Here is a 5,937-nt window from a genome sequence, read left to right on the forward strand (position 1 = left end):
CGTCGGGGTTGGCTTGGGCGAGTGCGCGGTGGATGGTGGCGGCTTCTTCGGCTGGGGCGAGTGCTTCGTCGCGCCGTCCGACTTCACCGAGCCGGACGGCGAGGTTGGTGAGGGAGTTGGCGAGGTTGGGTAGGTAGGCGCCGGGGTTGGCTTGGGCGAGCGTGCGGTAGATGGTGGCGGCTTCTTCGGCTGGGGCGAGTGCTTCGGCGCTCCGTCCGACTTCACCAAGCTGGATGGCGAGGTTGTTGAGCGACATCGCCAAGTCGGGGAGGTGGGCGTCGGGGTTGGCTTGGGCGAGCGTGCGGTGGATGGTGGCGGCTTCTTCGGCTGGGGCGAGTGCTTCGGCGCTCCGTCCGACTTCACCGAGCCGATTGGCGAGGTTGGTGAGGGAGTTGGCGAGGTTGGGAAGGTAGGCGTCGGGGTTGGCTTGGGCGAGTGCGCGGTGGATGGTGGCGGCTTCTTCTGCCGGGGTGAGTGCCTCGTCGCGCCGTCCGACATCACTGAGTTGGACGGCGAGGTTGTTGAGCGACATCGCCAAGTCGGGTAGGTGGGCGTCGGGGTTGGCTTGGGCGAGTGCGCGGTAGACGGTGGCGGCTTCTTCGGCTGGGGCGAGTGCTTCGTCGCGCCGTCCGATTTCTCCGAGTTGGATGGCGAGGTTGTTGAGGGAGCTGGCGAGGTTCGGTAGGTAGGCGTCGGGGTTGGCTTGGGCGAGTGCGCGACGGATGGTGGCGGCTTCTTCGGCTGGGGCGAGTGCTTCGTCGCGTCGCCCGATTTCTCCGAGTTGGAAAGCGAGGTTGTTGAGGGAGCTGGCGAGGTTGGGGAGGTGGGCGTCGGGGTTGGCTTGGGCGAGTGCGCGGTGGATGGTGGCGGCTTCTTCGGCTGGGGCGAGTGCTTCGTCGCGTCGCCCGATTTCCGCGAGCCGGTTGGCGAGGTTGTTGAGGGAGCTGGCGAGGTTGGGGAGGTGGGCGTCGGGGTTGGCTTGGGCGAGTGCGCGGTGGATGGTGGCGGCTTCTTCGGCTGGGGCGAGTGCTTCGTCGCGTCGCCCGATTTCCGCGAGCCGGCTGGCGAGGTTGCTCAGGGAGCCGGCGAGGTTGGAGAGGTAGGCGCCGGGGTTGGCTTGGGCGAGTGCGCGGTAGACGGTGGCGGCTTCTTCGGCTGGGGCGAGTGCTTCGTCGCGCCGTCCGATTTCCGCGAGCCGGCTGGCGAGGTTGCTCAGGGAGCCGGCGAGGTTGGAGAGGTAGGCGTCGGGGTTGGCTTGGGCGAGTGCGCGGTGGATGGTGGCGGCTTCTTCGGCTGGGGCGACCGCCTCCCCACGTCGCCCGATTTCCGCGAGCCGGCTGGCGAGGTTGTTGAGGGAGCTGGCGAGGTTGGGGAGGTGGGCGTCGGGGTTGGCTTGGGCCAGTGCGCGACGGAGCTGGACGGCTTCTTCGGCTGGGGCGACCGCCTCCCCACGCCGTCCGATTTCCGCGAGCCGGCTGGCGAGGTTGTTGAGCGACATCGCCAAGTCGGGGAGGTGGGCGTCGGGGTTGGCTTGGGCGAGCGTGCGGTAGATGGTGGCGGCTTCTTCGGCTGGGGCGAGTGCCTCGCCACGTCGTCCGATCGCCCCGAGTTGGACGGCGAGGTTGTACAGCGACATCGCCAGGTAGGGGAGGTAGGCGTCGGGGTTGACCGCGACAAGTTGCCGCAACGCCGTGACCCCGGGGCCGCCGGCGGCGAGGGCGTGGTCGGGCAGATGGTGCCGCAGGTAGGGGTTCGCCAGGTCCGGAAGGGTGCCCCCGGCGGTCTGTTCCAGTGTCAGGTCCACGAACGAGCGGAGGATGGACAGCGCGGGCGGGTGGCCGCCCCCGGTGGGGGTGGAGGGCCCTTTCCGGAGGTGGGTGATGAGCTCGCGGTGGTACAGCCGGTAGACGGCCTGGTGGCCGTCGCTGTCCTCGACGATGTACCGGCCGTAGTGGGCCAGGAGCCAGTCGATGTCCGCAGGCCCGTACTCCGTGCCGTGCCGGCTGACGGCCCGGGCGGCGGTCTGCCAGACGCCGTGGGCGGGCATGCCGTTGCCCGCGGCCCAGGCGAGCGCGGCGAGGAGGTCGTCCCCGGCGTGCGGCAGGTCATGGCCGTCGCGTTGCAGGGCGGTGCCGGTGGCCAGGTCGCGGGTCAGGGCCTCGGAGATGGTGGCCGGGATCTGCTCGCGCCACGGCCGGCCGGGGGAGGCGGCCAGGTCGCGTGCGAGTGCGGACGCGACGATCCGGGCGAACAGGAACCCGCCTCGGCTGCCGGCGGCCCGTTCGGCCAGGACCGGGGCCACCTCCCGCGTCATCTCGCCGGACAGCCCGTCGGCCAGCAGGCGTTTGTGGACGTAGTCGGCGATGTCGGCGGTGGTGTCGGGCTGCTTGTCGAGGTCGAGGACCTTCACGGCGGCGCCCACCGTGCGGGTCAGCGCTGCTTCCAGGGTTTCGCCGGGTTCGAGGTGGGGTCGGAACGGCCGGTCCCGCGAGGCCAGCAGTACGGTGCACAACCGGCTCAGAGGGACCAGCAGTTGATCGGCGATGGGCCCGGACTGGCCGGGTGTGGCCTCGTCCAGGCCGTCCAGCACCAGTACGTGGCGGCGTGCGCCCGTGGCTTCGAGTCCTTCCAGGTCGGCGATCAGACCGGCGGGCGTCTTCGGCTCGGGCAGGCCGAGCTTGTCGGCGAGCGCCGCGGCCACGTCCTGTACGCCCATGCCCCGCAGGTGCAGGGCGGCGTCCACGCTGCCCTCACCCGGGTCCGGGTCACCCTTCGACAGGGGGGCGTGCTCCATGACGGCGGCGCGTTCCTCCGGGTGGGACAGCGCCGCGATGCGGCCCGCGACGGCTGACTTTCCGGCCCCGGCGCTGCCGGTCAACAGCAGCATCCCCGCGGCGCCTTCGGCGAGCCAGGCGGTGATCTGCTCCAAGGCGCGGCGCCGCCCGGTGAAGAACCAGCCCTCCTCGGTGGGGTCGATCCCCCGGGCGGCGAGCACCAGGTGTGCCACCAGCGCCTCACCGGCGCGGGGGCGCCACAGCGGGTTGTGAAAGATCGGCTTGGGCCGGCCGGTGGACGCCCAGACGGGGACCTGCCCGCTGTCGCGACACTCCTCCATGGCGGCCTGGGCCAGGGTGTCCCCGGTGATGCCCTCGTTGCGCACGCTCCACTCGTGCCGGTACCGGCCCGGCCGCAGCTCGGCTCCGCTGCCGCCGCTGGTTCCGCTGGGGCCGTCGCGCAGCAGTCGTAGCACGGTCTCCAGGAGCAGCCCCCGGCCCCCCGCCGCCTTCTCGTGGGCCTGGCAGGCGGCGAGCACGCCGAGCCAGGAGGTGCGGGGTTCGGGCAGGGTGCGGTTGCTCCAGGCGCTCAGCGCGTGATCGACGGCACCGAGGGCGCCGGCGCCGGAGTGGCAGGTGTCGAGGAGGATCAGGATCTGGTCCGCGCTGCTGAACAGGACCTGACCGGCGAGGCGTTCGGGATCGTAGAAGAGGTCCTGGGTTGCGAGCTCCTCCTTCGCGGTGGTGTGGGTGACGAGCTGGAGGTTGCTCTTGTCGTCGATCTCCGCGTGTCCGGACCAGGCGACGACGGCCGGGCCGTGGTTCCCGTCGGCGCGCCAGCGCTTGCGCCACTCGTTCAGAGCATCGACGAGGCCGCCCTGTCCGAGGTTCTTCAGGACGGTCGGCCGGTATCCGAACGGCGCGAGGGCGCGGGCGAGTTCGTCCACCTGCTCGATGGCGCCGGGCAGCGGACGGAAGGCCGGATCCTCGTAGCGGTCGTACACGGTCGCCAGGAAGGTGCCCGGGACGGATGGGGCGCCGGATGCGGCGCCGGCCGCGTCGGCGTGCTCGCTGCGGTTCATGCGTCGCCTCCGATGAGGGTCAGTGCGGTCACCGCGGTGTCCTCGTGGTCGCGCGAGGCGTGGACGGCGACCCGGTACGCTCCCGGCTCGAGGCGGGGGAACGCCCCCGCGTAGCGGCCCCCGCCGAGGTTGCTCAGCGTGCATTGCTCGCGGACGCCCTCACCGGTCACGGTGGCCCGGACGGAGAGCTCGTGCGCCCCGTCGCGCTCGGTGGCGACCTCGACCCGCACCGGCAGCGGCTCGCCCGTCGCCAGGTAGTCCGGGGCCCGTACGCTCAGCGGATAGCCGGCCACTGCGCCGCGATAGACGCGGGGCGCGGGGGCGAGCCAGTCGAACAGGTCCTCCAGGACGCCGGGGTGGCCCTTGATCGCACCGTGCGTGGCGAAGGAGGCCCGCACGGTCGGGTCGTCCAGGGGCAGTTCGGCGGGGTGGGCGGCGAACCGCGGCACCCGCCCGTCCCCGCCCTCGTCGTGGCCCTCGATGGTCTCGATCAGCCGCAGGCGTTCGCCTTCGACTGCGGCCGTCGTGGGGGTGGGCTGCCGTACGCCGACCACCGGCAGGCACAGCCGATCCGATCCACCCCGCCGGACGCGTAAGAGGGCCGCCGCACGGATCTCCTCGTGGAACCGCCCGGCGTCTTCGAGGAGCAGCGGATCCACGCCGTCCAGACCGCCGGCGATCTCCCTCGGATACCGCAGCCCGTCCGGGCTCTCCAGGCAGGCGTAGTCGGGAGTGAGCTGGTGGGTGGACGGGAGGCTGCGGCCGAAACCGCTCAGGTCCACCCCCAGCCGCTCACCGCCGATCCGGTGCCCGTTGACCAGCGACTCCAGCGCCCCGATCGACCCCCGGTGCGGGGTCCCCAGCGTGATCAGTTGCCGGGTGACCTCGGCACCGCCCGCGCACTCCACGTAGTACCGGCCCACCAGCCCGCCCATGGAGTGGCACACCAGCCGCACCCGGGCGTCCGCGCGGTGCGGCGCGGACGCCTGCCACCGCCCCAGGGCCTCCTCCACCCGGGCGGCCAGCAGCCGGGCGTTGTAGCGGCACGACAGCCGCCAGTCGTAGGCGAACTCGACCAGGTTCACCGGCGTGTCCGCCCGCCCGCCCGGCAGCGCACGGCGCAGGGTGAACGTGCGTTCCAGCCAGCCGAGCAGGCCGCTGTAGCCGTCGACCAGCGGCCACACTCCGGGCAGCGCGTGCAGGGACGGGACGAGCCCGACCGGCACGACACCGTCCCCGGGATGCTCGTCACCGAGGTCCTTCGGAAGCCGTAGGTCCTTCACGGAGCCGGCGAAGGTCCTGATGCCCTGCCAGAGCGCACCGGCCGAGGCGCCCCACACCTCCCGGCCGTCCACCGCCAGGCGGCTGCCCAAGATGCCCGGGACCACCACCACCAGGTCCTCGATCGGCTCGCGTCGCACCGTACCCACCCCCGTGCTCATCAGTACCCCGACCCCGCCGGGGTCCTCACGGCTGCGCCCCGGACCGCCGGCGACTCTCCGCGTGATAACTACCAGACGCGCGGACACCGTGACCCTTCAATGGGACAAGTCGACTCCTCGGTTGGGGTCGAGGCCGTGCCTCGGGTCGGCGGGGCGTAAGGCAGCGGAGCCCGGAGGCCCCGCAGGCGTTAGAGCGGCGAAATGTCCACTTCTCCTAGGTTCGTGGTGTCAGTCGGACAGCCCGACGGACAGCCACTCCAAGGAGCTCCACATGAAGATCAGCAAGCGCGTCGTCGCCACCTCCGCCGCGGTCCTGCTCGGCACCCTCGCCTTCGGCGGAGCCGCCCACGCCGCGGACGGTCACGGCGGCGCCCAGGGCGAGGACGCGCACCGGCAGCGGACGGTCCACGCCGCTCCGGGGACCGAGCACGTCCCCGCGCAGAAGGTGCGGCCCGCCTCGAAGGACAACCCCTACAGCCAGACCATCGAGGCGGCTCCGGGCACCGAGCACACTGGCGCGGGAGTCCTGGCACAGAAGTGACCCGGCGCGGGGGGGGGGGGGGGGGGGGGGGGGGGGGGGGGGGGGGGGGGGGGGGGGGGGGGGGGGGGGGGGGGGGGGGGGGGGGGGGGGGGGGGGGG

General features: G+C 72.6%; 3 protein-coding genes. 1 reads left to right on the top strand and 2 read right to left on the bottom strand.

The features are described from left to right. Together ACZ4UB_RS39415 and ACZ4UB_RS39420 are read right to left on the bottom strand one after the other, a co-directional pair. The coding region (locus tag ACZ4UB_RS39415) for a tetratricopeptide repeat protein (RefSeq protein WP_468078096.1) at positions 1-3,856 on the bottom strand (3,856 nt) is incomplete at its 3' end. Beyond that, positions 3,853-5,277: an esterase/lipase family protein gene (locus ACZ4UB_RS39420; RefSeq protein ID WP_468078098.1), complete on the bottom strand. Its 1,425-nt coding sequence runs from the start codon at positions 5,275-5,277 to the stop codon at positions 3,853-3,855. The genes ACZ4UB_RS39420 and ACZ4UB_RS39415, both read right to left, overlap by 4 nt. 292 nt (positions 5,278-5,569) lie before the next feature. On the opposite strand from ACZ4UB_RS39420, the gene ACZ4UB_RS39425 reads away from it, so the two are divergent. Beyond that, on the top strand, positions 5,570-5,839 hold the full coding sequence (locus ACZ4UB_RS39425) for a hypothetical protein (protein ID WP_468078100.1): 270 nt from the start codon (positions 5,570-5,572) through the stop codon (positions 5,837-5,839). Positions 5,840-5,937 lie beyond the last annotated feature (98 nt).

Source organism: Streptomyces sp. NPDC028419, from assembly GCF_055565515.1.

Bases quoted from the DNA above. Each gene is read 5' to 3' on its own strand.
- ACZ4UB_RS39425 (WP_468078100.1), top strand. From the start codon at position 5,570: ATGAAGATCAGCAAGCGCGTCGTCGCCACCTCCGCCGCGGTCCTGCTC.